The following is a 25,335-nucleotide window of genomic DNA, read 5'->3' on the forward strand; positions in this document are numbered from 1 at the left end:
CGGCACAGCACCGACTGAGTGGAACCGACATGCCTGAACCTGTGATGCACTCCCTTACCCAGTTGCCAAAACATCTGGCTATGGGCCTGATCAAGGTCTATCGCTACTGTCTGAGCCCGTTAATGGCCAGACATTGTCGTTTTTATCCCACCTGTTCTTGCTATGCCCAGGAAGCATTGGAAACTCATGGTTTTCTGAAAGGCAGTAAACTGACTGCATTACGACTTCTGCGTTGCCATCCATGGCATCCAGGAGGTTTTGATCCGGTGCCCGGCACTGAATGCCAGCATCAGCAGACAGAATCAGACAATCAACCCCATCACCAAGAATCTTTGGCTCGGACATCATGGATCTGCAAAGAACACTCTTGATAGGTGCTATAGCCGTTGTTGGTGTATTGACACTCCAGCAATGGAATGAAGATTACACACAGACCCGGCCGGCCAGTGAAGCCGTTGTGGCTAATGTCTCTACTGCGCAGAGCGGTTCAGATGTACCCACAATTACGTCGAGCTCTTCAGCACCTCAAATTCTGGACTCTAGTGTCCAACCCACTGCCCAGTTGATCAACGTTCATACCGATACCCTGAACGTTCAGATCGATCCTGCCGGCGGTGATATTATCGGTCTCAGCCTGCCTGAGTACCCAGCCTTCCTGCCTGAGAAGGGGGAGAAATCCATCCCTTTCCAGATGATGGTTAACAAACCGGACTGTAATATTGCTGATCAGACCTGTGTATACACTGCACAAAGTGCTTTGGTTGCAACCGATGGTCCGGATTCAAAAAACCAGCGTGGACTCTACAGCACTGCTCAGACCAGCTATAAGTTGAACGAAGGTCGTAACGAGCTGGTTGTGGATTTGACTCGCGTAGCAGGTGATATTCATCTGACCAAGCGTTACACCTTTGAACGTGGTGTCTACGACTTCCATGTTGAGTATCAGATTGAAAACCGTGGTCAGCAGGTATGGAAAGATCAGTTCTATGCTCAGCTGAAGCGCGACGGTTCTGAAGATCCAAGCTCCAGAAGTTCTAATGCGCCAACCAGTACCTATCTGGGTGCTGCCGTTCGTTCAAAAGATGAACTGTACGAAAAACTTCCATTCGATGACTTCGCCAGCTCTCCTTTCAAGGAGTCTGTGACAGGTGGTTATGCAGCCATGCTGCAGCACTATTTTGTCAGCGCCTGGGTGCCAGACCAAAGTCGTCCACACACTTACTACAGCAATGTCAGTGGTGACAACAGTTCGTTCATCGTAGGTTTCTACGACAATGCACTGGTTGTTCAGCCTGGTGAAACAGTAACTACCGGAGCAACTCTCTACGCAGGTCCTAAGAAACAGGAACAGCTGGAAGAGTTGGCTGATGGTCTGCAACTGACCATGGATTTCGGTATTCTCTGGTTTATCGCGCAACCACTGTTTGCTCTACTGAAGTTTATTCACTCTATTGTGGGTAACTGGGGCTGGGCGATCATCCTGCTGACTGTTTGTGTGAAAGCTGTCTTCTATCCGCTGAACCAGACCAGTTTCCGCTCAATGGCCAAGATGCGTAAGCTTGGGCCAAAGATGCAGGAGATGAAGGAGAAGCACGGCGACGATCGTCAGAAGATGTCTCAGGCGATGATGGAGATGTACAAGAAAGAGAAAGTGAACCCTATGGGTGGCTGTCTTCCGATTCTTGTGCAGATGCCGGTATTCATTGCTCTGTATTGGACTCTTCAGGAAGCGGTTGATCTGCGTCAGGCTCCATGGCTTGGCTGGATTCACGATCTTTCCCAGATGGATCCATACTTCATTCTGCCGCTGATCATGGGTGCTTCCATGTTCCTGCAGCAGATGCTGAACCCGACTCCGCCAGACCCAATGCAGGCAAAGGTAATGAAGATGATGCCGCTTATCTTCACCGTCTTCTTCCTGTGGTTCCCGGCTGGCCTGGTTCTGTACTGGGTAACCAACAACGTGTTGTCCATTATCCAGCAGTACATCATCACCAAGAAGATTGAGGCTGAAGACACGAAAGTCTGACGTTTCAATTGAGTAAAAAAACGGCCCATATCAGGGCCGTTTTTTATGCGCTAAAGAAAAGTCTACTGCAGTTTACTTTTGTCTTCTGGCAGAACAGCTTTTAAGAACAGTCTTGCAGGATGGTCTGCTAAGTACTGAGTGAAGTTTCTTTTCACTTCGCATCCCTCACGATCCTTAAGAAAGTAAACACGTCTCTTTGGAGTTTCGACGAATATGTCTCCCGTTTTTTTGTGCTTCCATTCGTATTCCACTCCAGCTTTGTGACAACCACTGGAGCCATTTCTGATCATGTAATTCTTTTCAGTGCTAAACAGTTTTTGGATAGTTCTGCCCAGGCCCTGAGCCTTGACTTGTTGATAGATTTCTTTAACCCGATTGAGTACAGAGCTGAAGTTGGGTAGGTGTGATTTGATTGCCGCTAATGCCATATAGAGTACTCCCTGTGTCATAAAATTCGGTTTTGGAAATACAGCTCAGTAGGTCATGTTTGTTCTTTTCACGACACAGGCTTAGCTCTACTTCTTAACGCTGTTTTTTATTTCTCCTTTGCTTATAAAACTAGTTGCAATAAACAGATGGTTCCTTGTGACCTTGGTTTATTAGACTCAAGTCTTAGTATTGCTTTCATAGTGATCTTTAGCTGATCTGGCAGTAGACTAGCTCTCCATTTTTAAGGCCTCAGCAAGAATTTCATGTCAGACCTCAGCTCTCTCCACAAAGACACCATTACAGCCCAGGCTACCGCTCCCGGCAGGGGGGGCGTGGGCATTATTCGGGTTTCCGGTGAAGATGCCCTGAAAGTGGCCAGGGAAGTGCTGAGAATTGAGCCTAAACCTCGTTACGCTCATTACGGCCCTTTTTACGATATTGATGGCAACACTCTGGACGAAGGTCTGGCACTCTATTTTCCAAACCCCAACTCGTTTACCGGCGAAGATGTGCTGGAACTTCAGGGACACGGTGGGCCGGTAATTCTCGATTTGCTGCTGAAACGTATTGTTGCTCTGGGTATCAGAATGGCGAATCCGGGGGAGTTTTCGGAAAGGGCCTTTCTTAACGACAAGATGGACCTGGCTCAGGCGGAAGCTATTGCGGATCTGATCGACAGTACTTCCGAGCAGGCAGCACGTTCAGCTCTGCGTTCCATGCAGGGGGCGTTCTCCAAGCGAGTGAATGAACTGGTTGAATCCCTGATTGCACTTAGAATTTACGTTGAGGCGGCCATAGACTTCCCTGAGGAGGAGATTGATTTTCTGGCGGATGGCAAGGTGGGTAGTGACCTTAAAGCCGTTACAGAGGATCTGAGCAAGGTTATACGGGAAGCCGGGCAGGGTGCCATTCAGCGTGAAGGGATGACTGTGGTTATTGCAGGTCGCCCTAATGCAGGCAAATCCAGCCTGCTGAATGCCTTGTCTGGCAAGGAGTCTGCCATTGTCACCGACATTGCCGGAACCACCAGAGATGTCTTGCGTGAGCATATTCATATTGATGGTATGCCGCTCCACATCATCGATACTGCTGGCCTCAGAGAAACGGATGACAAGGTTGAACAAATTGGTGTGGAACGAGCTTTCAAGGAAATCGAAGACGCGGACCGGGTTTTGCTGATGGTGGATGGATCTACGACTAGTTCCATCGATCCTCATGATATCTGGCCAGAATTTGTTGATCGACTGCCTTCACGAGACAAGCTGACGGTAATTCGTAACAAGATTGACCTGACCGGTGAACAGGCGGGTCTGGATGACTCTGGAGAGGTTCCCATGATTCGAGCCTGCGCTATGTCAGAGCATGGTCTCGACGCGCTCAGAGAGCACCTGAAGAGCTGTATGGGCTATGAAGGCGCTATGGAAGGAGGTTTCTCTGCTCGTCGCCGTCATCTGGATGCTCTGCGTAGAGCGGGCGAATTTCTTGATAACGGCCGCTTACAGTTGGAATACATGGGAGCTGGAGAGCTTTTAGCAGAAGACTTAAGGCATGCACAAAAAGCGCTGGGAGAAATCACCGGAATCTTTAGTAGCGATGACCTCTTAGGCAGAATTTTCTCGTCTTTCTGTATTGGTAAGTAATTTAATTATCCATGCACGTCTATATTCGATAGACGTGCATCAAAACTGCAGTTTCATCGCTCCATGTATACCCTCAATAAATAATTGAACTCCATGAACTGCCAGTATCAATCCCATCATACGACTTATAACTTTTATTGCGCTTTCACGAATCAAGTAAAGAGCCTGCAGGCTTTTCTGGTAGCCTTCTTTTTAAGGCTGTACATAAAAAGTCTTCGTCGTTTAAATGTTGCATATTCAGTTTTGCAGTCAGTATTTTTTTTCAAAGAATGTATTCAACTAGGGCTGGAATCCCCATGTGCTAAACAAGATAGAGTTTAACTTGAGTGCCTGTTATGACTTTCAAAGCGATAGCCAAGCCTCTTAGCCTTTTAAGCCTGATACTCACTGTATTAGTGCAGGCTGATCCTGAGATCAGTAGGCCCATTCCTATAGAACCAAAACACTTTCAACCATCAAATTTTCTCTTCTTTGGAGACAGTTTAAGCGACAGTAACGGCGATGATTTTCGGCGTCCCGAATACGCTCATTCAACTTACAACCTGTTGCGTACATTGAACGGAGAAGAAAATACAACAGAGGATGGCGGTAAAGTACAACCAATGGATGTCAGTGAAATCATTGGTCGCAGAGGTACGCTTAAGAGCATTGAATTCACTATGGAATTGAATGCCAGAGAGATTGAGCGAGAAGCGGAAGAAAAAGGCCCTTTGGGTAAACTTTTAGCCAAAATTGAGGCAAATTCACTGGTCGCATTAGGAGGTTTGCTTAGCAAGGCAGTTACTATTTTTGAAAGCACGGAAGGTAAGATGGATAGTCTTGCGCTTAAGCTGCTGGAACCACTTGCGGAGCGACTTGCCAGGGAAGTTAAAGAACACAGGCCAGGCTCCGCCGTAGAATCAATACTTCAATCATTACACAGACAGGTTAACTACTTAATTACTGTGATTGATAACGATGCCGCTGACGAGATAATAAATTTTGCAGAGGAGAGATTATTGAACATCACCGGTCATCTGGATGATCTTATTCCGGTAATTCCTGACCCTCATTACTATGTGAAAGGTAAGTGGACTGCTGGCAGAGAACTGGACAAGGTCTGGGTAGAGTATCTGGTCAGGATGATGTCGACTGATGACCAGAAGGTAAGTCTTGATAACCGTGCAATGGCTGGTAGCTGGACTCTCTGTGCTCCTGCAAAGGTTGAGGCGTTGAAAACGCTTCTGGATAGTACCAGTGGTGTGAAAGACAGTATGACCAAGCTGTTTCAGGGCAGTATTGTTCCTCCCTGTCAGGGGTTGATCGTCAAATCTTATCTTAATCAGCGTCGGGAAGAGCTTAGAAATGACTCTGGCCGCAGACCAGAACTGGGTGAACAGATAATTCCTGAAGATACTCTGGTCGTGTTTTTTAACAGTGCCAATGATTTTCTGAATAAATGGCAGGAGCCTGATGATGTTGCCCGGGAAATGTACAATGATGTGTGGAACGTGCTGGCTTCCGGTGCTCGTAAAGTCGCCGTAGTAACCATGCCTGATATTTCTGTGACACCAAGATTCAAAGGTACTCCGGAAGGAAAGGAAATAAAAAGCCTTATAGAGCAATACAATACATTTCTCACAATGAGACTAAACAATCTGCGTGAGGAATTTTTAGAGGAAGACCACCATCAGCTAGTCACTATCGATGGTACTGAAATGTTCATAGAACTGATGAAAATGGATGGCTGGGACTTTGATACTCCACTGCTGAATATCCCCATTCCCGGAGTTGATAAGCCGGAAGAAAAACTATCCAGAGAAGCCGATAAGAAGGGCGATCATATAACGGCGGAACTTGCAGCCAATGCAGCGTTCAGAGACAACTGGCGTTTAAGCATGAGTGCTGATGGCAATGAGCGTATTGAATCGCCTTTTCAGACAACCAAAGGAACGGCTTTCTATGCTGATTCGGTTCACCCAAGTGCTGAAGCTCATTATGAAATAGCAAAATTTGCCTGCAAAAAATTACAGGCATTTAATATCCCATGTGATGTCAATAACTATCCCATTGAGCAGGCTAAACGAGAAAGTACTCAACATCATAATGCTCATACTGAGCTCTAACCTGAAATTTTAATTGTGCATCCACTGTCGTCAAAAAGTACAAGGTCGTGAGGCAGAACTGAAATATCCACTGCCGTTTCAGACGGCAGTGGATAACTGTTTTCCACCACTAAAACCTGTTTATTGAACTGTACTTCCGTTTTTAAATTCTGCCCCATAAACTGCTGATTTTTAATTACTATTCGCTTATCCACAGAATCAGCAGACTTCTTAATCTGCAGCATTTGCGGTCGAACAAACAACTGCGCCTTTTCTCCAGGCTGTGCATAAAGCTCTGCAGAAGATTCTATGATGCCTATGGCTGTAGAGACCTGTCGTTTGTTGATAACTTGGCAGTCCAGCAGGTTACCCACACCCATCAATTCAGCAACGAATTTATTGACCGGATGGTTATACACATTAAACGAACGATCGTGCTGAAGTATCTGTCCTTTGTGCATAACTGCCACTGAGTCAGCAAAGGCAAAACCCTCGTCTTTGTTGTGGGTAACAAACAGGGCCGCCACTTTCTGTTGTTTCAGAATATCCCTGATTTCCTGCACTAATCGTTGTCGTACCTGACTGTCGATATTGGAGAAGGGCTCATCCAGCAATAGCACAGAAGGGTTATTGGCTAACGCTCTGGCAATAGCGACACGTTGTTGCTGGCCACCCGAAAGCTCATGAGGGTAACGTTTTCCTAAACCTTGCAAGTTGACCAGTTCCAGCATTTCATCCACACGACGCTCAACGTCTGATCGGGAAAGGTCTTTCAAGCCAAAGGCAATATTCTTTGCCACGGTAAGGTGTGGGAAAAGGGCATAATCCTGAAAGATCATCCCGATACCACGTTGCTCTGGTGGCAGTGTTTTGGTTGAAGAACTAACTGTCTGACCGTGGAGTGAAATATCTCCACTTGCTGGCTGAAGCAGACCGGATATAGCTTTCAGCAGAGTTGTTTTGCCGCAACCACTGCGACCCAACAGACAGACGATCTCGCCGTCTTCTATTTTCAGATTCAAACCAGAGAGCACATCGGTGTCGCCGTAGCGACAGTTCAGCTCTGAAATATCCAGTGCAGTCATCGTTGGTCAGACTCCAGAGAACGGTTTAACAGAATAAGCGGTATCAAACCTGCCACTATCAATAACAGAGCTGCGATTGCAGCCTGCTCCATCTTTTCATCAGAAGCGTACTGGAATACCCAGGTTGCCAGTGATTCGAAACCAAAAGGGCGCAATAACAGAGCAGCTGGAAGCTCTTTCATAGACTCGACAAAGACCAGAAGAAAGCCGGTCAGAATACCTCTTCGAATCAACGGTAAATGAACCTTACTGACCATACTGGCTGGTGTGCAGCCGAGTGACCGACTGGCCATATCCAGTGATGGTGATATCCGACCCAGACTGGACTCAACACTACCTACTGCAACTGCAGAGAAACGCACAGCATAAGCAAAGATAATGGCAAAAACAGAACCGGAGAAGATCAGTCCTATTGGATCGTAACCAAACGACATGATCAGGTTATTCACACCATGGTCGAGCTGAGTTAGAGGTATCAAAACGCCAATAGCCAGCACATTTCCGGGCAGTGCGTAGCCTGTGGATACAATGCGGGAGGGTACAGATGCCAGCCTGTTGGACTCCAGACGCTGGTATATCCCCAGCAGAATAGCTGTGATTACTGCGAATAGCGCTGCACCTGTAGCTACTTTCAGGCTGTTCAGTGCGTAATTTAAGAGCTGAGTGTTAAATGAAATAGCGAAGTTATCCACCGCATAATTCATTAAAACCGCTGCAGGAAAGGCAAATCCTGCTATGACTAATAGCCAGCACCAGCTCTGAGCAAGTATGTTTGCCCAGCCTTTTAGCTTCAGCATTTCTTTTTGTTCATGACCGGCGGTTTTCTGAAACAGCTTTAAACGTCGGCGGCTATATTTCTCGGTGGATATGAGCAGTGTGACAACCAGCAGCATAATGGCTGATAGCTTTGCAGCAGCATTCAGGCTGCCATAACCCAGCCATGTGTCGTATACAGCGGTAGTCAGGGTTGGAATCGCAAAATAGCTGACCGTAGCAAAGTCAGCCAGCGCCTCAATTCCCATCAGCGAAAGGCCGGTAATAATCGCTGGCCTTGCCATGGGTAGTGATACTTTCAGAACACTTTGTAACGGCGAACAACCCAGTAAACGGCTGGCTAGCCTCTGGCTTTCTGATTGTTCTAATAGCGCTGTTCGAGCCAGCATATAGAGATAGGGATAAAGCACCAGAGCGAGAATAAAAACAGCGCCGCCCATGCTTCTGATATCCGGAAAGTAGTAATCGGCAGCGGTTTGCCAGCCCATCAGATCACGAAGGAATACTTGAACAGTGCCTGCGTATTCAAACAGGTCAGTATAAATATAAGCGACAACGTACGAAGGCATCGCCAAAGGCAAGACCAGCAACCACTGAAGATAGCGTTTACCGGGAATATCGCAGTTGGCCATAATCCAGGCTGGCGGTAGAGCAAAGAGCAGGCCCAGAACACCGACACCCGTGATCAAAATGATCGAGTTTATGATGTAGTCAACGAGGACTGTATTAAGAAGGTGAGAGAAGATTTCTCCGGTAGGTGACACAGCTTCATAGAAGAGTGAGAGCACCGGAGTAAAAAGCAGAAAAGCCAGCAACCAACTGCCAGCTTTCCAGCTCAGTGAAATACTATGTTTCATTGAGACTCTTGTTATGAAGAAAGTTATAAGACCTGATAATTACAGGTCGAACTTTACTTCATCCAGAAGCTTCTGTGCAGAGGCATAGTTCTCGGCCAGCTTGTAAACAGGCAGGGAGTCAGCCTTGAACTCACCCCAAGAAGTAACCAGTTCAGATGGTTTAACAGCTGGGTTAACCGGGTATTCCATATTTACTTCAGCGTAGATGCCTTGAGCTTTGTCGTCTGCCAGGTATTCCATCAGTTTAACGGCGTTGTTCTTGTTTGGTGCATGCTTGGTCAGAACCATACCACTGACGTTTACGTGTGAGCCGCGACCGTTTTGATCAGGGAAGTTGATGTAGACAGAATCAGCCCATGCTTTCTGGTCAGCTTTCTTCAGCATCGCGCCGTAGTAGTAGCTATTACCGATGGCCAGGTCACAAACGCCTTCTTTAACAGCCTTAACCTGTGCACGGTCATTACCCTGTGGACGACGGGCCAGGTTAGCTTTTACACCTTCCAGCCACTGTTTGGTTTCAGCTTCACCGTTGTTAGCGATGTAGGAAGCAACCAGACCTACGTTGTACTTGTTCTTACCACTGCGGGTACAGATCTTGCCCTTGTATTTAGGGTCAGCAAGGTCGGCATAGGAAATGCTTTGAGGCTTTCCATCACGCTTGGTGGTGTAGATGTTACGAACACGGGTAGTCAGTGCAAACCATTCACCTTTAGGATCACGGAACTGGGCAGGGATGTCTTCGCTGATGGACTTGCTATCAACAGGTTGGCTCAGATTCTTGTTGACTAATTTCATCAGGTTGCTGATGTCGGTTGTCAAAACAACGTCTGCAGGGCTCAGTTTGCCTTCACGTTCAACACGCTCAATCAGACCTTTCTTGGCAAAAACAACGTTTACCTTAACACCGGTTTCCTTGGTGAAGTCTGCGAACAGAGGCTCAACCAGGAAAGGCTGACGGTAGGAGTAAACGTTTACTTCCTTGTCTGCTGCGTTAGCAGTTACAGAAGCGGCCAGAACACTGGCGGTAGAAAGGGTAAAAAGAGCCTTCTTGAGCATGGTTGGTATCCGTAAAACTAAACAAGAAACATTATCATTCGCGAATTGTACGTATTTTTGTCTTGAACGCCAGTACTTTTGAAATAAAAAAAGAGGTATTGAGGAAGGAGTGACTTAGGTCAAAGGTTGGTATTAGAAAGAGTTAGAAAAAACCGCCAGTCATAACTAATAAGTGGCGGTTTTTTGAGGCAGTTAAGTGTGTGCTTACTTAACGCTTTCGATAGCTTCCAGAATAGCTGCTACTTCAGTATCACCGGTCTGACCTTCGAATGCGTACACGACTTCACCGGCAGCGTTCAGAACAGCAACGAAAGCACTCAGTTTTTCCAGGCCCAGAGTGTCGCGAGCAACAGCTTCAGCATCCAACAGGTACAAGTTGGTCGGTGCTTTTTTGTAAGCTTTCTTGAATTCACCTTTAACAAAGATGCCAGCACCCATAGGAGATTCTTTGGTGTTGATCAAGCTGGCAACGCGGAATTCAGGGAACTTCTCACTTACAGCTTTGTTAACAGGTTCCATTTTTGGTGGAACAGCCGGATGACCAGCCATAGCAATAAAGATAGTTGCCTCACCAGCCAGTTCAGAGGAACTGAATGGCTCGTACTTGCCCTTGCCAATGTTTTTGCCTTCTTTTTGCAGGGTGAAAGCTGGCAGAGGAGCGCCTACGGTTACGTTAGCCATACTACTAATCCTTACTTCTTGAATTTGTTCTTACAACTGGTAGCGGGTCTGTTGATGAGATCTAACCTGACCACGGGCAGTTGCACTGGAAATCTGGATATAGGTTTTAAAACGAATGCCTTATCAACACTTTGATTTATATCAAATTTTTCATGTTTGTTTTTTGTGATTCGGTGTTTTGGTTTGTTTATCCATGAAGTTGGCAATTTCATCCATTAGGTGAGACGAGAAAAACACAGCTCGGACTGAACTCTGGGCGTAGTAGATAAGAAGTAATTGAGTAGCTGGACACAAACAGGCTGTGAATAACTGTGAAAAACGTGATTTTCTTAATCCACAGGTTTGTGCACAGAAACAAAAGTACGAATTTCAAGAGAGTATTTGTCTGTGTATAACTTGGTGAGTTATCCACCAGATAAGAACAGGTTAATCACTGTATCCTAACAGCTCATCGACAGGGTTATTCAACCTGCAATCTATTGGTAATAAAGGTGTTAAGTGAGTTATCCACAGAAACTATCAACATAATTATAACAACAATAACAAACATCAATAGGCAAAATCGGTAGTTTTCCACAACAGCTACGGAGTGCAGTTTCGGGCAATACGACTGAAAGCACTACCGTGCTGTCGATATGCTTGCCCGAACAAAATGATCAATGTTGCAGGTTGTCGGGCTGAGGTATAATCACTGGTTCGATAAAGGTTTTATTAATAAGCAGGTGACTTCCCCTTGGCTGTGGATTTTCCGACTCGGTTTGATGTGATTGTGATAGGTGGCGGCCATGCCGGTACCGAGGCTGCGCTGGCTTCAGCACGTATGGGCGTGAAAACGTTATTGCTGACCCACAACATTGATACGCTGGGCGCGATGTCCTGTAACCCGGCTATCGGTGGTATAGGCAAGAGTCATCTTGTTAAGGAAGTGGATGCATTGGGCGGTGCAATGGCGCTGGCCACTGATCTCGGTGGTATCCAGTTCCGTGTACTGAATGCTCGAAAAGGGCCTGCTGTACGAGCGACTCGTGCTCAGGCAGACCGTGCACTCTACAAAGCCGCTATTCGCAGTATTCTGGAAAATCAGGAAAATCTTTCGATATTCCAGCAGTCCGCTGACGACCTGATTATGGAGCAGGGTCGAGTAGCCGGTGTTGTCACCAATATGGGCGTTCGTTTCCTTGCGGGTCAGGTGGTGCTGACAGCAGGTACTTTCCTGGGAGGCCGTATTCACATTGGTCTGGAAAACCACAGTGGTGGCCGAGCCGGTGATCCACCGTCCATTAAACTGGCTGATCGACTCCGTGAGCTGGATTTGCGTGTTGACCGATTAAAAACAGGTACACCTGCACGCATTGATGCCCGTTCTGTTGATTTTTCGGTAATGGATGAGCAGCCGGGTGATACTCCTACACCGGTTATGTCGTATATGGGGTCTGTTGAACAGCATCCAGAGCAGGTGGCCTGTCACATTACCCATACCAATGAAAGAACCCACGACCTGATTCGTGGCGGTCTTGATCGATCACCTATGTTTACCGGTGTGATAGAAGGTATTGGTCCACGTTACTGTCCTTCCATCGAAGACAAAATTACCCGCTTTGCGGATAAGAACTCTCACCAGATCTTCCTGGAGCCGGAAGGTTTATCCACACATGAACTCTATCCAAACGGGATATCCACAAGTCTGCCGTTTGATGTGCAGATTGAATTCATCCGTTCCATCCGTGGACTGGAAAATGCCCACATCACTCGTCCAGGTTATGCCATTGAGTACGACTTCTTTGATCCACGCGATCTGAAATTCTCTCTGGAAACCAAAGCTATTCCAGGTTTGTACTTTGCGGGTCAGATTAACGGCACAACCGGTTATGAAGAAGCTGCTGCGCAGGGCCTGCTGGCAGGTATGAACGCTGCTCTGGCGGCCAAAGAACAGGAAGTCTGGTGTCCACGTCGCGACGAGGCTTACATTGGAGTACTGGTTGACGACCTGATCAACAACGGCACCAGTGAGCCTTACCGTATGTTTACCAGCCGTGCGGAATACCGCCTGATTCTCCGTGAAGATAATGCTGACCTGCGTCTGACCGAGAAAGGTCGTGAACTGGGAATGGTCGATGACGCTCGCTGGGCAGCGTTCTGCGACAAAAAAGAGCGCATAGAGCAGGAAAATCAGCGTTTAAAGAGTGCCTTTATTCATCCGGGCACGGATCAGGCAGCAGAAGTGAACCTGAAGCTCAGTAATCCTATCAGCCGTGAATACAACCTGATGGAGCTGTTGCGCAGACCAGAGTTGTCGTACGACGATGTTTCAAGTCTGACCGGTGAAGCTGATTCCAATGCTCAAGTTAGAGAGCAGGTAGAAATTGCGGCCAAGTACGAAGGCTATATCAATCGTCAGACGGAAGAAATTGCCAAGCTGAGACGGTATGAAAATACTCGTATCCCTGAGGCATTTGAGTACGAGAAAATTGAAGGTCTGTCCAACGAGATTCGCCAGAAGTTGCTGGAAAACAAGCCTGAAACTCTTGGCAGAGCTTCCCGAATTCAGGGAATGACGCCTGCCGCTGTTTCTTTGCTGCTTATCCACATGAAGAAGTTTTCTAAAGCATCCTGATTGATTAGAATGCGGGTTATTCACAGCCCGCACTTTTCCTTCCCGAGTGTGCACACACATCGTCAAATTTTAGATTGTCATTTCCCCCTGTATGCGGGGAAATGACTTCTAAGTATCCACTGCTTTGTCATTCGACTGAGTTTCAGAATTGCAATAAACTAGCCTACTACTCTTTATATCTCTGGGCTGAATTCCTGATGTCATCTCTGTCGTTGCGTAATCGCATCTGCCAGGGCGCCGAAGCGCTTTCTGTTTCTTTATCCGATACTCAGGCTGACCTGCTGACCCGGTATGTTGAATTACTGGTCAAATGGAACAAGGCTTTCAACCTTACGGCTGTCCGCGACCCTGAAGAAATGGTGTCTCGCCATATTCTGGACAGCCTCAGCATCGCGCCGTTTATGGAAGGCGAGCACCTGATGGATGTTGGCTCTGGTCCCGGTTTGCCAGGTATACCCATGGCCATTCTGAATCCTGAAAAGCAGTTCACCTGTGTTGACAGCAATGGCAAAAAAACCCGATTTATGACTCAGGCAGTGGCTGAATTGGGTTTGAAAAATGTATTTGTTACCAATGAGCGTTGTGAGTCGTTTAAAGCTGACCAACCTTTTGATGTCATTATGTCTCGAGCGTTCAGCTCTTTGATTGATATGGTTGATGGTACTGAACATTTGCTGGCCAAAGGCGGAAAGTTTCTGGCAATGAAAGGTCTTTATCCTGATCAGGAGTACAAAGACTTGCTGGAAAAACACCCTGAAATTGTCATGACAGAAAGTCATGCTCTGGAAGTTCCTGGCTGTGAAGCGCAGAGACATCTGGTCATTTTGAGGTCAGGTCAGTAAGCTGTTTGAGTAAACAGATTTTTATCTGGTGGATGGGGCACTGCTAGCAGAGCCCCCCGGGGCTGACAGGAACGTCAGCTACTGAATAAAGAATATAGCTATAACAACGGTAGCAGCAGTGGGAAAAATTCTAGCGGTAACTAATCAGAAGGGCGGCGTAGGGAAAACCACTTCCTGTATTAACCTTGCCGCCTCCCTGGCAGCGACCAAGCGCAGAGTGCTGCTGGTTGATATGGACCCTCAGGGCAATGCCACTACAGGAAGTGGCGTTGATAAGCATGAGCTGGAGCGCTCTGTTTATCATGTTCTGACAGGGCAGGGCAGTATTCATGATGCCATTCAGAAGCCGGAAGAGTCCGGTTATGACGTTCTGCCGGGCAACGCCGACACCACTGCTGCTGAAGTTGAACTGATGACTATGGAAGGCAAGGAAACTCGTTTACGAGACGCCCTTGCAGAAGTCGCTGATCGTTATGACTTTATTCTGATTGATTGTCCACCGTCGTTAAACATGTTGACCCTTAACGCTCTTGCTGCGGCCGAAGGCGTTATTATCCCTATGCAGTGCGAGTACTATGCCCTTGAAGGGCTGACCGCATTGATGGAAACCATCACCGGGATTCGTCAGACCATAAACCCCAGGCTTCATATAGAGGGGCTGCTGCGGACTATGTATGACCCGCGTATCGGTCTGACCAACGAAGTATCCCGACAGCTGATCAGTCATTTTGGCGAACAGGTTTATCGCACAGTAATACCTCGCAATGTTCGCCTAGCTGAAGCACCAAGCCATGGAGTACCTGTTCTGAACTACGACAAGAACTCCAGAGGTGCGATAGCCTATCTGGCACTGGCGGGAGAAGTGGTTCGCCGGCAAGATAAGGTGAAAGGGCTCAACACAGAAAGGAAGACTGCGAGCTGATGGCTAAAAGACGTCTGGGAACTAACCTGAGTGCATTGATGGGAGGGGCCAAACTCGATTCCTCCATTTCCAATGACCTTTCTGCACCGGAAGCAGTAGCAAACGAGCCTGCTGTCGTGAAAGACAATGTTAAAAGCACTGCGAAAGACAAAGAGTTAAGAGAGTTACCTGTCGAATTTATTTCTCGAGGCAAGTATCAGCCTCGACGAGATATGCACCCGGATGCTCTGGAAGAACTGGCTGAAAGCATTAAAGCCCAAGGCATTATGCAGCCTATTGTGGTTCGCCCGCTAAGCAACAACCGTTATGAAATCATTGCCGGTGAACGACGCTGGCGTGCAGCACAGATTGCTGGTCTTGCTGAAGTTCCTGCTTTGATTCGTGATGTTCCTGATGAAGCTGCCATTGCCATGGCGCTGATCGAGAACATTCAGCGTGAAGACCTGAACCCGATTGAAGAAGCCATTGCTCTCTCCCGCCTGCAAAAAGAGTTTGAGCTGACTCAGCAGGAGGTGGCTGAAGCTGTCGGTAAATCCAGAACTGCGGTCGCAAATATCCTGCGTCTTATGTCGCTCAGTGATGATGTGAAGAAGATGCTTGAGTATGGCGATCTGGAAATGGGTCACGCTCGTGCACTGTTGTCACTGTCTGATATGGAACAGTTGGAAGCGGCCAGAACCATTGTTGCCAAAGGCCTCTCTGTGAGACAGACCGAAGCTATGGTTCGCCGTATGCTGCAGGAGAAAGAGCAGAGCAAGAAGAAGGTTCAGACTAAAATCGATCCTGATATCAAACGCCTCGAAGATGACCTGTCGGACAAGATTGGTGCAAGCGTAGCTATTCAGCACAGTGCCAAAGGTAAAGGGAAGCTGGTGATCTCTTACAGTTCTCTGGATGAGTTGGATGGAGTTCTGGCTCATATCAAATAAGCCATTCGGGTCAGCGTTCTGTTGACCCTGTTTTTCAAGCCTACATTTCTATTTCGTATTCCACCGCTTTGTCTCATGAATTACTGAATTATTTCGGGTAAGTTTCATATTTGTCGAATTTTAAAAGTTTATGCATTAATTTCCGGCTTCACTATTACCCAATTATTATCGGATAAACTTAAGTGCTTAAGCTATAGGTATTAGATCCACTCTCTTGAGTGCTCATTTTTAAGCTGTGGGGAAGTCTGGTTGTGCATCAAACCAAATATCTTCATCATCATCTGTAAAGTGAATTTCCCCAGTGCTATCAATTTCTCCAGAGGTGATAGAACTATTTTCAATCAGGGAAGCAACTATGTTTTCTACGTCAGTTGGTGTTGTCCACCCCCAGGCTTCAGGCACTTGACTCGCAGCTTCAGCAGGTAGGCCTGCTTTAATGATTTCAAGAACGCTTTTAGAGCAATTCATACTCAGCATCTCAAAATTACGGCTTTCTTTTATTTCTTTTGCTTTTGCCTTCATGGCTTCAACATCTAAACCTTGTATAGGAATAGCAAACACGCCCTCATCGGGCCTGAGGTAGTTACTGCCAGGTTTGGTTGTTAAGGACATAACTTTATTTTCTGACGGGGTACTAAAGCCTCGCCCCCATATGGCATAGCTGATAGCTGATGACAGTGCGGTAACGGCAAAGGTGGGGAGGGGCGCTATAATACTACCAGCCAGAGAATAGGCTGTTGCCTTGCCTGCTACCTGGCTGCCAACAAGAATACTGCCTGCAGCGGCTGCAAATTCTGCACCAGCAACTTTTTTGTCTGGATACCAACTGAAAATATGCTCTTTTGCCGCTTCTATGCTTGCTGTGGCTTTTGATCTTTCTTGAGTTTTTTGATCTCTTTCTGCAATTTTACTGTTAAGTGTCTCTTTAAGTTCAGCAATTTTTGGTTGTACTTCTCTAATCTCTTCATCATCCCCATTTGTTATTAACTCACTAAGTTTTTCAGTGAGAGCGGATAATTTTTTCTGATAAAGTGGGATGTAAAAATCCAATTCTTTTACTTTCTGGTCATGAACGCTGAAGTCTGGTTTTGCTGAAGGATTTATCAGTGCTTCAGAATCAAAGCCTCCCATAAGAATAGCGGTGTGTTCGCCTTGCAATAACAGCACTGCTGTATTATCAGGTACTTTACTAGGTACAACAGTGGAGGCAGATTCGGCACCTATAGGGCTTTTCCAAGCGTAGTTGACACTCCCTTTGAAGGGGTACCAGCCTGTTTTGGTAAGGTAACGTTGAGCAACGGGTTTTTGTTCAGGTTTGCTCGCGTCAGGGCGTTGTTCAGAATCTGGAATGTTTTTTTCGGCAGTAACAGTTTTATACTCTGCGTTAGTTGAGTCACTAGTAGGCTCAAAATAATCAACAACAGAGTTAGAGGCGGTATGAAAATTTGATTCAGTGCCAACCCTTGTGCCAGACATAACTCACCCATATTCAAAAGTACTGTCTTTAAATATAACTTTCTAAACAAATCACCTGCACATGACGAATAGAAAATCTGATGGATGACTGATTTTAGAGACTGTCAGGAATATATTGTTTAAAAATAATGACTAAGCTAGTGGCTGTCGTTAGTCCCGTCAGGAAATTGACTACTGACTTGCATCATTCTTCGCCTTAAATTAACAAATACTGATAATGCAGGGGTTAAAGGCTTAGAGAGTGTAGGATCATTTGCTGTGATTTCGAATGCTCTACTGAGAGCTTCAACATACTCAACAGCTATAGGTGTTAATAGTTCTTTTTTGTCTTCAGTTTTGGCTAATTTATTTGCCAGTTTAGCTAATGTGAGAAGCTGTTTTTTAAGCTGTTTGTTCGAGGCTTCTTTGGTGTGTTGCTTAAGAGACTGTAAAGCTTCTTTTTCTTGAAAATCCGCGGCCTCAAACTCTGGACTGTTGCACTTTCTGATTAGAAAGTCAGACTTCATATTTAAGCTATCAAGCCTTTGAACCAGCTTATTGGAATATCTCTCTACTATTTTCTGGTCAGTGTAAAGAATAGGCCGGATGGGTAAGTAGTGGTCACAACCGCCTATTTTTAATAACCTGAGTGCTGCTCCACTGCAGTTGTTATATTTACTCATCGGTCTGTAATAGAAGTCAGGATTATCAGGAGATTTAAACTCTTTCCAGGAGGTTCTCATGTCATCAAAATTCAGACCAAACATAGTGAACTGATTGTTTCTGTCTGGTCTCTGACTGGAAAATCCCTGGCATGGAAGGTAAACCTTTTGAGCCCTTCTTTCCCACTTTTTTGTTTTGCTGTTCTTTTTCTGTGTTGCGAAAGGTATTACAGATCTTGGTATTTCTAATTCTTTTTCGTCCTCAGTTTTTTGGGGCGTTGCCCATAAGTTTTTCATCAGAGGCACTGCTACTGACTTCAAACGACTGAAACTATACGAATCCAGCCCTCGTAAGTCGTTATATGCTTGGCCCAAATGCCTCCTTATTCGCCTGAAAGTCGCTTTAGCTCTCAAAGACTCTGTTCTTTTTTGTTCATGCTCGAACTGCTTTTCTGATAGCTCTTCATCTGCAAGAACCAACCTGCTCCGAGCTCTCTGTGCAATGTATTGATACTTGTCTTTAGCGTAAGTCGGAATTGTGTCCGGCTTGATACGTTTGAAATAACTCCTCAACGTTAGAATACTTTGGAGTATTCGGTTACTTGAGCTCAGACCATTATCTCCTGGAACCAAAGATACATAGTCGTGAATATTTCTGTCTGTGTCTTTTATAGACAAGGCCGAGTGTCGGCTACTGTCCTTGATTCTGGGGTCAACCCAGTTCCTGACAACGATGTGTTTAGGCATATCTTGAGCTTGCCCAACACGCCACTTAAAACCTGCTGGTATCTCGTAAGGTGTTAGTTGCCTGGCGCATATGTTTTTTTTGGTAAGCATTCCTACCAGGTGAGTGACTTCTTGATGGTAGTTACCTTTGATTTCAGGTGAGTTTGGTTCAGAGGGATTCAATTCTGGAATGGAGACACGATGAGATCTGAATGCTTTCAGTCCATGGCGTAATGCTTTGAATTTATCAGGTCTACCAGTTGCAACTTCCTGTCTGGCTAACTCAACTTTGTATGCAAGCTTTGCCGCCTTGAATGCATCCCGACTGGAGAATAAATAGATTCCGGATTTTATTGCTCCATCAGTGTTCATAAAGGCATTCACCAAGTTCAATTGTCAAATTTAATGAGTATCTACTTCGGTGGTTGCTTTCGATGCCACCTTCATTCTGTCTCTTAAGTCCATAAAAATAGATAAGGCAGGTTTCAGTGCTTGCTCCAGGTTATAATTTCCTTCTGTTTGCGAATAAGCCAGTTCTAGCGTCTCTACATACTTGATGGCGAATGATGTTAGTGAATCTATATCCTGTTTTTTCTGATCAAGTTTTAAGGCCTGTGAGGCAAGAGAAGAAAGACATTTTTTGAACTTCCTTGTCCCTAACTTCCCTGAAGATTTTTTTAGTGCGGCTGCTGCCAGGTTAGCTGCTTCATAAGGAGTAGAGATGTCTGCATCTGTACTCAAGGCTAAGAGGTGTGATGACTTATCGTTTAGTGCTTCCAGTCGTTCCATCAGTTTGTGGGAGTACCGATCTACCATTGGTTGGTCGGTATAAAGGATTGGGTTGATAGGCAAATACTGGTCAGAACCACCATCTTTCATCACCTTTAATACAGATCCACTGCAGTTGTTGTATTTACTGACTTCTCTGTAATAAAAGTCAGGGTTGTCAGCAGAGGTGAAACGAGCCCAGGACTCATGCATTTTATCGAACTGCAATCCAAACATGACAAACTGGTCACTGGAATCCGCTGTGCCCTGGCATGGCAGGTATACTTTCTCAGCTCTACGCTCCCACTCTCCGGTTTTTTTATTTTTCTTTTGAAAGGCAAATGGCCTGATACTAGGATCAAGTTCAATATTTTTGGCCTTAAGTTGTTTTTCAGGAATGGAAGCCAGGCGTTTCCACGTTAAACCAACTATTTCACGAAGTTCACCATAGGAAGTTGATTCACGAAACATCTGTAGTCCATCCTTAAATGCACTGCTTGCAAGCTGCATGCGCGATTTAGATGATTCTATGGACTCCTTTTTCTGGTCCTCTGCTTCGAGCTTGCCTCTCGCTTCAGGTTTAACATACAGTTTTTTATCTTGTGAGTAGTGGGCTATTTTCAACCCTGACCGTTTGGCTAGTTTTACCGCTAGTCGACTCTTGAGCGGGTTTTTGGAATACACCCATGAGTCAGATTTGTCATGCCCGTACATTAGGCCAACATACTGATTTATTTCACGAGGTCGGTCTCTAAGAGTCATTGCTGTATGTCTACTGCTGTCTTCTACACCGGGAGAACTCCAGTGTTTTATGACTACATGGCGAGGAGATGCTTTAGCGGCGCCTTGACTCCATTTCCAGCCAGCAGGGAGTTCAAAGGGGGTTAACTTTCTTCTACAGATTCTTTTCTTTGTATATTTCTGAATAATTTTGTCAATATCTGAAGGTGGCTGTGTTACGGACACATCTTCATGTTTAGGAAGTGTTACCTGTCTGGATCTGAAAGCCGCCCAACCCTTTCTTAAGGCATTGGCTATTTTGCCTTTTTTGCCAGTACTATCTTGCCCGGCACGCTCCATTTTATAGGCGAGCCCAGCTGCTTTTAATGCATTGGCTCTGGAGAAAACGTATGTACCTGGAATGGTACTTCCCGACTCAAGCATATAGATCCCAACATTATTTAAGAGGAGTTAATATTGAGTTTGGCGATAAACCGGAGTTCAGGCTTAATAAGGAAGAAAGAACTTTGATGAGTGGTAAAAAAGACGGCTGAGAGCAGTCTTTTTTTGGGGAGCAGGAAGAGTTAACTGTTATCTGTCAATTATTTGATTTGTTTATTGGCTTCTTTGAAGAAATTATTCAAGTCGTCAAAAGGACGGTCGCCCCTGGCCTTTTGTTTAGTCCGTAATACCAGTTGCATGGCATTGTTGATTTTTTTCAGTTCAATCCACTTACTGATTGGGCTGCTCATTGTTTTTCTACCTGATCTTGTGTCGCTATGAGTCACTCTATCCATGCCCTCTGGCAACAAACCTGTTAGTCAGACCATAAACCGATGTAAAGACTTTGAATAATCAATAAGTTAATGACGGGGCATAAGATATACTTATAGCTCTTGAGGCTAAGGATGATCGCAGATAACGTACGATCATGGAGTTGTATAAGTCGATGCATATCACCCTGCGACAGCTGGAAATATTTCGTGCTGTTGCTCAAAGTGACAGAGTAACTGCAGCAGCAGAATCCCTCTATATCTCCCAACCAGCTGCCAGCATGGCGCTTTCCGAACTGGAGAAGCACCTGGGACCATTGTTTGATCGCCATTCTGGTGCATCCATGACTTTGAACGATGCTGGCAGAGCACTCTTGCCGATGGCAACAGAAATGCTTGATCGGGCCGGAGAGATAGAAAGCCAGTTTATGGAGGGTGGTTGTTATGAGCAGGGAACCGTGAGAATCTGTGCCAGCTCAACGATTGGGAATAATTTGATGCCTCACATAATAGGAGGCTTCAAGAAAACCTGTCCAAACATCCGTACTGAAATTCAAATTGATAACTCCAGAAATATCAAACAGCGTCTACTTTCTATGGAGGTCGATCTAGCTGTTGTTGAAGGTAGTTGTCTGCATCCTGACCTTGAGGCGATAGCCTGGCAGGAAGATGAACTGGTGATTATCTGCAGCCCGGGTCACCCGCTTTCAGGTCAAACTGTTGAGTTGAAAGATCTGACAGAAGAACACTGGATTCTTCGGGAACGTGGTTCTGGTACAAGAGCTTTATTTGATGAGGTTCTGGCAGTCAGCCTGAAAACACCGCCCAGTATGGTGATGAGTCTTAACAGGGCTGAAGCCGTTAAACAGGCAGTCATGGCAGGACTTGGTATAGGCTGTATATCGCACTTAGCTGTGTGGCGAGCGAAGAAAGCGGGGCTGATTTCAACAATCAACGTGAAAGAGCTGGCTTTGAAACGACACTTTTATCTGCTCCTTAACAAAAGGAGATATAAGAGCGGTGTTGTACAAAAACTGTCGGAGTTTATTCTAGCCTGGGAAGGAAAAATTCCCAGCTGAAATAAAGGCCTATCAGCTTTTTGGTTATAATTGCAATGGGTCAGATCAATAGTTAATCCGACACGCTTAAGATATTAGTTGAACGTAGGTACAAGTCACTAGTATACTTGCGCGCGCCGGAAAGAGTGAAAAAAAGTTTCATAATTGTCATACGTGTTATGTCTTGTTGAGGATTCATCTTTTTATCGAACTCACAGGACTTTCCAGACTGGTTCTCAGGTGCTGAAGATCTGAAGCAGCTGTTCCCGCAAGGTAATGAAGGCTGTTCTCTGAGTCTGAAGTCAGGACGTAATAGAGTAACGAAACATAATGTTTAACTCGAGCAGCCAGGCACAATATGCACATCTTCAACAACCGAAGATGCATCGGGTTGTAGTTGCCCAGTTGTTGGCTACATTTTGCCTAGCGCTGTTGGTTTTGCCTTTTGGAAATATTGAGGCGGTTTCAGCTCTGGCAGGTGGTCTGGCGTGTAGTATTCCAAATGCGTACCTGGTATGGCAGGCCTTTCGTTATCGTGGAGCTGGTTCCGCTAAAAAAATCGTCAGGTCATTTTATCAAGGCGAAGCCGGCAAATTCATGTTGACCGCTGCAGCATTCACCCTGATTTTTGTGCTGTTTCCATCAGTGAAACCACTGCCGTTATTCAGCGCATTTGTATTAATACAAGCAGTAAGTTGGTTTACACCGTTCATTATTCGGAACCGCTGAACCAGCTCACTGAAATAGATATAGATAATGATGGTGTACGGGAAAATCCATGGCAAATACTGCATCTGAGTATATAGGACACCACCTGCAGAATCTTACCTACGGTAAGCTTCCTGCAGGTTTTGAGCGCATTGATGCGCACGGTAATGTGTTAGGTTCGTTACAGGCTGAAACCTGGACATTTGCCCAGACGGCTGCGGAAGCTAAAGCAATGGGCTTCTGGGCGCTTCATGTGGACAGTTTATTCTGGTCCGTATTGCTTGGTCTGGTGTTTATTACACTCTTCCGTTCTGTTGCGAAAAAGGCAGAATCGGGTGTTCCAGGCGGCCTCCAGAATCTGGTTGAAATGCTTGTCGAGTTTGTTGATAAAAGTGTTAAAGACACGTATCACGGTCGTAGCAACCTTATTGCACCACTGGCGTTGACCATTTTTGTCTGGATCTTCTTCATGAACCTGATGGATCTTGTGCCGGTAGACTGGATTCCAGGTCTGGCGACACTGGTAGGCATTCCATATATGAAGATCGTACCAAGTACGGATCCTAATATTACATTGTCAATGTCGTTTAGTGTCTTCGCTCTGGTTATTTTCTATTCGATCCGCGTAAAAGGGATCGGTGGTTTTATCGGTGAATTGACACTGCACCCATTCAACACCAGCAATAAAGTTGCTCAGGCTTTCCTGATTCCTGTTAACTTTATCCTGGAATTTGTAACCCTGATCGCTAAACCAATCTCATTGGGCCTTCGTTTATTCGGAAACCTTTACGCTGGTGAGTTGTTGTTTATCTTGATAGCGATGATTGGTTATGGACAGCTGCCACTGCACTTCGGTTGGGCGGTATTCCACATCCTGGTTATTGCTTTGCAGGCTTACATTTTCATGACGCTGACTATTGTTTATCTCAGCATGGCGTCTGAAGATCATTAATTTACACTTTCGTTTTATACGTCTGTGTCAGTAAACCCTGACATTTTTTCTGATCCTTCCTAAGGAAGTTGAGGAAAAAGTGTCTCCCTGAAACTTAAATAATTTCATTTAACTAAATCATCGACGCAAAAGTCGGGAGGAAATATGGAACTGGTAGTTGGTCTGACTGTAATTGGTGTTGCTGTAATGATGGGTCTGGCGGCTCTGGCTACTGCAATTGGCTTCGGTCTGTTGGGCGGTAAATTCCTTGAAGGTGTTGCTCGTCAGCCTGAAACTGCTCCAATGCTGCAAACCAAGATGTTTATCGTTGCTGGTCTGCTGGACGCCGTTCCAATGATCGCCGTTGGTATCGCTTTGTTCTTCACCTTTGCTAACCCGTTCGTAGCTCTGGTTCAGTAATAGCTGCAGTTAGTTTCCGGCTTTCAGGCAGGCCGGAGGGCTTAAAGTCCTCTGGTTTTGCTGACAAAGCCGAATACAACCCGATCTTTGTCACTGGCAATAGAACAGGGTTAGAAAACAGAAAACTGGAGCAGGTGGAGTTCGTATGAATATTAATGCGACGATCATTGGCCAGACGATAGCGTTTGCTGTCTTTGTCTGGTTCTGCATGAAATATGTTTGGCCACCAATCATGCAGGCCCTCAATGACCGTAAGAAACAAATTGCTGATGGTCTTGAAGCTGCATCTCGCGGACACAAAGATCTGAAGCTGGCTCAAGACAGAGCTGGTAAAGAGCTGCGTGCTGCTCGTGGTGAAGCTCAAGGTATCATTGAGCTGGCTAACAAGCGTGCCAACCAGATTGTTGACGAAGCGAAAGAAGAAGCTCGTCAGGAAGCTGAACGTATCAAAGTTGCTGCTCAGGCTGAAATCGAGCAGGAAGCAAACAGGGCTCGTGAAGCTCTGCGCGCTCAGGTAGCAACACTGGCTGTGGCTGGTGCCGAGCGTATTCTGGGTGCAAACCTGGATGAATCTGCGAACAGTCGACTGGTTGATGACCTGGTTGCGGAACTCTAAAAGGGGGAGACCATGGAATTAACCACATGTGCCCGCCCTTATGCCAAAGCTGCTTTTGAATTAGCAAAAGAGAAAAACCAACTCAATGAGTGGTCTCAAATGCTAACTTTATCTGCAGCTGTTTCCAGGCATGAGTCCGTAGCTGAACTATTGGCTGATCCAGCCAGTAGTGGTGACAGTAAGGCTGACGCTTTTATTAAACTGTGCGAAGGCAGCCTGACCGCAGAATTTGAAAACTACATTCGAATTCTGGCGAACAAGAAACGGATCTCGCTGTTGCCCTATATCGAATTTTTATTCGAGCAGATGAAAGCACAGGATCAGAGTTATCAAGATATTGAGGTAATTTCTGCTTATCCGCTGAACGAAGATCAGCAGCAGAAAATTGCCAAACAAGTTGAAAAACGTCTTGGTCGCTCAGTACGAATGCATACGCAGATAGACAGCTACTTAATCGGTGGCGTCATCGTGAAAGCCGGAGACCTGGTTATAGACAGCTCCGTACGCGCACGATTGAACCAGCTATCCGATGCGATGATTTCATAGTTAAAGGTTT

24 protein-coding genes are annotated in these 25,335 nt (G+C 45.9%); 14 read left to right on the forward strand and 10 right to left on the reverse strand.

Annotated features, from left to right (window positions below; genetic code table 11):
• The first annotated feature begins 29 nt into the window (after nt 1–29).
• Both yidD and yidC read left to right on the forward strand, forming a co-directional pair.
• Nucleotides 30–371 carry a membrane protein insertion efficiency factor YidD gene (gene yidD, locus EOPP23_RS10320; protein ID WP_370514744.1) on the forward strand — a complete coding sequence of 114 codons (342 nt, stop codon included), beginning with the start codon at nt 30–32 and terminating at the stop codon, nt 369–371.
• Nucleotides 347–2,029 carry a membrane protein insertase YidC gene (gene yidC / locus EOPP23_RS10325; RefSeq protein ID WP_153765854.1) on the forward strand — a complete coding sequence of 561 codons (1,683 nt, stop codon included), beginning with the start codon at nt 347–349 and terminating at the stop codon, nt 2,027–2,029. The genes yidD and yidC overlap by 25 nt, the downstream gene beginning before the upstream one ends.
• A gap of 62 nt (nt 2,030–2,091) precedes the next feature.
• Here yidC and EOPP23_RS10330 read toward each other — a convergent pair whose 3' ends face one another.
• Complete coding sequence (locus EOPP23_RS10330; RefSeq protein ID WP_153765855.1) at nt 2,092–2,457, reverse strand: hypothetical protein; 366 nt, start codon at nt 2,455–2,457, stop codon at nt 2,092–2,094.
• A 264-nt stretch (nt 2,458–2,721) separates the two neighbouring features.
• Here EOPP23_RS10330 and mnmE point away from each other — a divergent pair, with 264 nt between their 5' ends.
• Nucleotides 2,722–4,098, forward strand: coding sequence for a tRNA uridine-5-carboxymethylaminomethyl(34) synthesis GTPase MnmE (mnmE, locus tag EOPP23_RS10335; protein WP_153765856.1), 1,377 nt, complete (start codon nt 2,722–2,724; stop codon nt 4,096–4,098).
• 39 nt (nt 4,099–4,137) lie between these two features.
• On the opposite strand, the gene EOPP23_RS21775 is transcribed toward mnmE, so the two are convergent.
• Entirely contained in the window at nt 4,138–4,254 is a 117-nt protein-coding gene (locus EOPP23_RS21775) for a MarC family protein (protein WP_370514745.1), read from the reverse strand.
• A gap of 179 nt (nt 4,255–4,433) precedes the next feature.
• On the opposite strand from EOPP23_RS21775, the gene EOPP23_RS10345 reads away from it, so the two are divergent.
• Nucleotides 4,434–6,203: an SGNH/GDSL hydrolase family protein gene (locus tag EOPP23_RS10345; RefSeq protein ID WP_153765857.1), complete on the forward strand. Its 1,770-nt coding sequence runs from the start codon at nt 4,434–4,436 to the stop codon at nt 6,201–6,203.
• Here the strand turns inward: EOPP23_RS10345 and EOPP23_RS10350 are convergent.
• The 4 genes from EOPP23_RS10350 to EOPP23_RS10365 form a co-directional block, all read right to left on the reverse strand.
• Entirely contained in the window at nt 6,200–7,267 is a 1,068-nt protein-coding gene (locus tag EOPP23_RS10350; protein ID WP_153765858.1) for an ABC transporter ATP-binding protein, read from the reverse strand. The two genes, EOPP23_RS10345 and EOPP23_RS10350, sit on opposite strands and share 4 nt — an antisense overlap.
• Nucleotides 7,264–8,898: an iron ABC transporter permease gene (locus EOPP23_RS10355; RefSeq protein WP_153765859.1), complete on the reverse strand. Its 1,635-nt coding sequence runs from the start codon at nt 8,896–8,898 to the stop codon at nt 7,264–7,266. The genes EOPP23_RS10350 and EOPP23_RS10355 overlap by 4 nt, the downstream gene beginning before the upstream one ends.
• 39 nt (nt 8,899–8,937) lie before the next feature.
• The gene (locus tag EOPP23_RS10360) at nt 8,938–9,954 is read right to left on the reverse strand and encodes a Fe(3+) ABC transporter substrate-binding protein (protein ID WP_153765860.1); all 1,017 of its coding nucleotides are present in this window, start codon (nt 9,952–9,954) and stop codon (nt 8,938–8,940) included.
• 204 nt (nt 9,955–10,158) lie between these two features.
• Nucleotides 10,159–10,635, reverse strand: coding sequence for a YtfJ family protein (locus EOPP23_RS10365; RefSeq protein WP_153765861.1), 477 nt, complete (start codon nt 10,633–10,635; stop codon nt 10,159–10,161).
• Nucleotides 10,636–11,374: 739 nt separating this feature from the next.
• Here EOPP23_RS10365 and mnmG point away from each other — a divergent pair.
• The 4 genes from mnmG (at nt 11,375) to EOPP23_RS10385 (ending at nt 15,942) form a co-directional block, all read left to right on the forward strand.
• The gene (gene mnmG, locus EOPP23_RS10370; protein ID WP_370514751.1) at nt 11,375–13,249 is read left to right on the forward strand and encodes a tRNA uridine-5-carboxymethylaminomethyl(34) synthesis enzyme MnmG; all 1,875 of its coding nucleotides are present in this window, start codon (nt 11,375–11,377) and stop codon (nt 13,247–13,249) included.
• 197 nt (nt 13,250–13,446) lie between these two features.
• A complete protein-coding gene (gene rsmG / locus EOPP23_RS10375; protein WP_153765863.1) occupies nt 13,447–14,091 on the forward strand; it encodes a 16S rRNA (guanine(527)-N(7))-methyltransferase RsmG in 645 nt (214 codons plus the stop codon).
• 118 nt (nt 14,092–14,209) lie between these two features.
• Nucleotides 14,210–15,013 carry a ParA family protein gene (locus EOPP23_RS10380; RefSeq protein ID WP_370514746.1) on the forward strand — a complete coding sequence of 268 codons (804 nt, stop codon included), beginning with the start codon at nt 14,210–14,212 and terminating at the stop codon, nt 15,011–15,013.
• Nucleotides 15,013–15,942, forward strand: coding sequence for a ParB/RepB/Spo0J family partition protein (locus tag EOPP23_RS10385; protein ID WP_153765864.1), 930 nt, complete (start codon nt 15,013–15,015; stop codon nt 15,940–15,942). The genes EOPP23_RS10380 and EOPP23_RS10385 overlap by 1 nt, the downstream gene beginning before the upstream one ends.
• A gap of 228 nt (nt 15,943–16,170) precedes the next feature.
• On the opposite strand, the gene EOPP23_RS10390 is transcribed toward EOPP23_RS10385, so the two are convergent.
• The 4 genes from EOPP23_RS10390 to EOPP23_RS10405 all read right to left on the reverse strand — a co-directional run bounded on the left by EOPP23_RS10390 (nt 16,171) and on the right by EOPP23_RS10405 (nt 21,025).
• Entirely contained in the window at nt 16,171–17,418 is a 1,248-nt protein-coding gene (locus EOPP23_RS10390; RefSeq protein ID WP_153765865.1) for a cell division protein ZapB, read from the reverse strand.
• Nucleotides 17,419–17,555: 137 nt separating this feature from the next.
• Nucleotides 17,556–19,157: a hypothetical protein gene (locus EOPP23_RS10395; protein WP_153765866.1), complete on the reverse strand. Its 1,602-nt coding sequence runs from the start codon at nt 19,155–19,157 to the stop codon at nt 17,556–17,558.
• 30 nt (nt 19,158–19,187) lie between these two features.
• Complete coding sequence (locus EOPP23_RS10400) at nt 19,188–20,633, reverse strand: hypothetical protein (RefSeq protein WP_153765867.1); 1,446 nt, start codon at nt 20,631–20,633, stop codon at nt 19,188–19,190.
• 242 nt (nt 20,634–20,875) lie between these two features.
• On the reverse strand, nt 20,876–21,025 hold the full coding sequence (locus tag EOPP23_RS10405) for a hypothetical protein (protein WP_153765868.1): 150 nt from the start codon (nt 21,023–21,025) through the stop codon (nt 20,876–20,878).
• 197 nt (nt 21,026–21,222) lie between these two features.
• Here EOPP23_RS10405 and EOPP23_RS10410 point away from each other — a divergent pair, with 197 nt between their 5' ends.
• The 6 genes from EOPP23_RS10410 to EOPP23_RS10435 all read left to right on the forward strand — a co-directional run bounded on the left by EOPP23_RS10410 (nt 21,223) and on the right by EOPP23_RS10435 (nt 25,325).
• Nucleotides 21,223–22,125, forward strand: coding sequence for a LysR substrate-binding domain-containing protein (locus tag EOPP23_RS10410; RefSeq protein WP_194842568.1), 903 nt, complete (start codon nt 21,223–21,225; stop codon nt 22,123–22,125).
• 309 nt (nt 22,126–22,434) lie between these two features.
• On the forward strand, nt 22,435–22,833 hold the full coding sequence (locus EOPP23_RS10415; RefSeq protein WP_153765870.1) for an ATP synthase subunit I: 399 nt from the start codon (nt 22,435–22,437) through the stop codon (nt 22,831–22,833).
• A 49-nt stretch (nt 22,834–22,882) separates the two neighbouring features.
• Nucleotides 22,883–23,764 carry a F0F1 ATP synthase subunit A gene (gene atpB / locus EOPP23_RS10420; RefSeq protein WP_153765871.1) on the forward strand — a complete coding sequence of 294 codons (882 nt, stop codon included), beginning with the start codon at nt 22,883–22,885 and terminating at the stop codon, nt 23,762–23,764.
• A 144-nt stretch (nt 23,765–23,908) separates the two neighbouring features.
• Nucleotides 23,909–24,163, forward strand: coding sequence for a F0F1 ATP synthase subunit C (atpE, locus tag EOPP23_RS10425; RefSeq protein ID WP_153765872.1), 255 nt, complete (start codon nt 23,909–23,911; stop codon nt 24,161–24,163).
• Between the two features lie 145 nt (nt 24,164–24,308).
• Entirely contained in the window at nt 24,309–24,779 is a 471-nt protein-coding gene (locus EOPP23_RS10430; RefSeq protein WP_153765873.1) for a F0F1 ATP synthase subunit B, read from the forward strand.
• 12 nt (nt 24,780–24,791) lie between these two features.
• Entirely contained in the window at nt 24,792–25,325 is a 534-nt protein-coding gene (locus EOPP23_RS10435) for a F0F1 ATP synthase subunit delta (protein ID WP_153765874.1), read from the forward strand.
• The last annotated feature ends 10 nt before the right edge of the window (nt 25,326–25,335 follow it).

Source organism: Endozoicomonas sp. OPT23, assembly GCF_009653635.1.
Taxonomy (GTDB): domain Bacteria; phylum Pseudomonadota; class Gammaproteobacteria; order Pseudomonadales; family Endozoicomonadaceae; genus Endozoicomonas_A.

Excerpts from the sequence above, each read along its gene's own strand:
- yidD (WP_370514744.1), top strand. The coding sequence starts at position 30 with ATGCCTGAACCTGTGATGCACTCCCTTACCCAGTTGCCAAAACATCTG.
- yidC (WP_153765854.1), top strand. The coding sequence starts at position 347 with ATGGATCTGCAAAGAACACTCTTGATAGGTGCTATAGCCGTTGTTGGT.
- EOPP23_RS10330 (WP_153765855.1), bottom strand. The coding sequence starts at position 2,457 with ATGGCATTAGCGGCAATCAAATCACACCTACCCAACTTCAGCTCTGTA.
- mnmE (WP_153765856.1), top strand. The coding sequence starts at position 2,722 with ATGTCAGACCTCAGCTCTCTCCACAAAGACACCATTACAGCCCAGGCT.
- EOPP23_RS10345 (WP_153765857.1), top strand. The coding sequence starts at position 4,434 with ATGACTTTCAAAGCGATAGCCAAGCCTCTTAGCCTTTTAAGCCTGATA.
- EOPP23_RS10350 (WP_153765858.1), bottom strand. The coding sequence starts at position 7,267 with ATGACTGCACTGGATATTTCAGAGCTGAACTGTCGCTACGGCGACACC.
- EOPP23_RS10355 (WP_153765859.1), bottom strand. The coding sequence starts at position 8,898 with ATGAAACATAGTATTTCACTGAGCTGGAAAGCTGGCAGTTGGTTGCTG.
- EOPP23_RS10360 (WP_153765860.1), bottom strand. The coding sequence starts at position 9,954 with ATGCTCAAGAAGGCTCTTTTTACCCTTTCTACCGCCAGTGTTCTGGCC.
- EOPP23_RS10365 (WP_153765861.1), bottom strand. The coding sequence starts at position 10,635 with ATGGCTAACGTAACCGTAGGCGCTCCTCTGCCAGCTTTCACCCTGCAA.
- rsmG (WP_153765863.1), top strand. The coding sequence starts at position 13,447 with ATGTCATCTCTGTCGTTGCGTAATCGCATCTGCCAGGGCGCCGAAGCG.
- EOPP23_RS10385 (WP_153765864.1), top strand. The coding sequence starts at position 15,013 with ATGGCTAAAAGACGTCTGGGAACTAACCTGAGTGCATTGATGGGAGGG.
- EOPP23_RS10390 (WP_153765865.1), bottom strand. The coding sequence starts at position 17,418 with ATGTCTGGCACAAGGGTTGGCACTGAATCAAATTTTCATACCGCCTCT.
- EOPP23_RS10395 (WP_153765866.1), bottom strand. The coding sequence starts at position 19,157 with ATGAACACTGATGGAGCAATAAAATCCGGAATCTATTTATTCTCCAGT.
- EOPP23_RS10400 (WP_153765867.1), bottom strand. The coding sequence starts at position 20,633 with ATGGAGCGTGCCGGGCAAGATAGTACTGGCAAAAAAGGCAAAATAGCC.
- EOPP23_RS10405 (WP_153765868.1), bottom strand. The coding sequence starts at position 21,025 with ATGAGCAGCCCAATCAGTAAGTGGATTGAACTGAAAAAAATCAACAAT.
- EOPP23_RS10410 (WP_194842568.1), top strand. The coding sequence starts at position 21,223 with ATGCATATCACCCTGCGACAGCTGGAAATATTTCGTGCTGTTGCTCAA.
- EOPP23_RS10415 (WP_153765870.1), top strand. The coding sequence starts at position 22,435 with ATGTTTAACTCGAGCAGCCAGGCACAATATGCACATCTTCAACAACCG.
- atpB (WP_153765871.1), top strand. The coding sequence starts at position 22,883 with ATGGCAAATACTGCATCTGAGTATATAGGACACCACCTGCAGAATCTT.
- atpE (WP_153765872.1), top strand. The coding sequence starts at position 23,909 with ATGGAACTGGTAGTTGGTCTGACTGTAATTGGTGTTGCTGTAATGATG.
- EOPP23_RS10430 (WP_153765873.1), top strand. The coding sequence starts at position 24,309 with ATGAATATTAATGCGACGATCATTGGCCAGACGATAGCGTTTGCTGTC.
- EOPP23_RS10435 (WP_153765874.1), top strand. The coding sequence starts at position 24,792 with ATGGAATTAACCACATGTGCCCGCCCTTATGCCAAAGCTGCTTTTGAA.